At 38.0% G+C, this 237-nt stretch carries 1 protein-coding gene; it reads left to right on the plus strand.

Annotation, left to right across the window (positions count from 1 at the left end; all coding sequences use genetic code 11):
• The coding region (locus tag AAEY68_RS21670) for a S8 family serine peptidase (protein ID WP_350586896.1) at nucleotides 1–237 on the plus strand (237 nt) is incomplete at both ends.

Below are 237 nucleotides of genomic sequence, written 5' to 3' on the forward strand. Positions count from 1 at the left end.
GTGACTCGATTATTGTTAAGTATAAAAAGAATGCTTCGCCGGAAATGCGTAAGCAAGCTCGTTCGTTAGTAAAAGCCAAAATATCTGATCTAAATAACGATGAAATTGATGATAACTTCACCTCGTTATTTTCTGGCCGCCTCGCAAAATTTAAAATATCAGGAATGAGCGCTAAAGAAGCAATTGAGCGCTTAAAATCGCATCAAGCTATTGAGTATGTTGAGCCTGATTACCGAG

Source organism: Pseudoalteromonas sp. RB2-MNA-CIBAN-0110, assembly GCF_040309305.1.
In the GTDB taxonomy this organism is placed as follows: Bacteria; Pseudomonadota; Gammaproteobacteria; order Enterobacterales; family Alteromonadaceae; genus Pseudoalteromonas; species Pseudoalteromonas arctica.